At 41.0% G+C, this 1,214-nt stretch carries 1 protein-coding gene; it reads right to left on the bottom strand.

Going from position 1 to position 1,214, the window contains the following annotated elements:
- Positions 1–172: 172 nt before the first annotated feature.
- Positions 173–1,214 (bottom strand): IS256 family transposase (locus tag H0184_RS26540; RefSeq protein ID WP_221830743.1); only part of this gene is annotated, 1,042 nt, incomplete at its 5' end.

The raw sequence follows: 1,214 nt of genomic DNA, 5'->3' as shown, positions 1-1,214 counted from the left end.
TTCAGCTTCACCTTTGCTTATTCTCTATCCATACCCTTACAATTTTTTTTGACGAAACTTCCATGGTTTTTTATCTTCATATCCGGGGAGGGTTGTCAAAGGCTTTTCACTTTGACAACCCTCCCCGGATATGTAATCATTCCATGATGGAAGTGAGTCGAAAATAAGAGTTTTATTTGTTATTAATTATTATCTTTCTCTTGGAGTATTCCTCCTGGTATTGCATGAGAACAGCACCAATCAATCGAAAAGCAGATTGTGTATTGGGGAAAATACGAATAACTTTCTCCCTTCTACGGACTTCTTGGTTTAAGCGTTCAAGAGAATTTGTGCTTCGGATATGAGGGTGCATCTTCTCAGGAAAGTTTAGGTATTGAATGGCATCTTCGAAGCCTTCATCTAAAGTTTCCAAGGCTTTAGCATATTTAGCCTCATCCCCAAACTGGTTCATTAATTCATTCTTAAATCTACGGATATCCTCCACCGTAACAGCTTCAAAGACCCGTTTAATCATTGTTCGTATCTCTGCGGAATCCTTCTTGGGGAGTTTCCCTATTATATTGCGTTTAAAATGTACCGTGCATCTTTGCCATGTAGTACCAATAAAATCGCGCTGTATTGCCTTTTGTAGCCCTAGATGAGCATCTGAGATGACCAGTTTTGGAGATTGAAGTCCACGGGATTTAAGCTGTTGAAAGAAACGACTCCAACTGTCGAAATCCTCTGCATGATCCACACTAAGCCCAAGGATTTCACGTGTATTCATCTCGGTAATGGCTGTCGCAATGTACACAGCTTTTGAGACAACTTTGTTATGTTCCCGGACCTTAATATACATGGCATCCACAAAAATATAAGGATAGTACATGACATTCAAAGGGCGTTTGGACCAATCATTAACAATGGGGTCAAGCTTTTGAGTAAGGGAAGATACTAACGATTTCGATATACTTTCCCCACAGAGCTGCTCAACTATATTCGAAACTTTCCGAGTTGAAACACCGTTAATGAACATTTCTAGCATGGAGATGACCAAGGCTTGGTCACAGCGAGCATACTTTTCGAAGACAGAAGTGGAAAACTCACCATTTCTGGTCCTAGGCACCTTTAGCTTTAGTTTCCCAATACCTAGGATCAATTCGCGTTCATAGTAGCCGTTTCGGTAGTCTCGGCGATCTGGAGACCGTTCATAAGCAGCCGCACGTAAGTAATTG

The sequence above is a fragment of the Neobacillus niacini genome, assembly GCF_019749295.1.
GTDB classification, from domain to species: domain Bacteria; phylum Bacillota; class Bacilli; order Bacillales; family Cytobacillaceae; genus Neobacillus; species Neobacillus niacini_D.
This window is presented reverse-complemented; position numbering and strand designations above follow the sequence as displayed.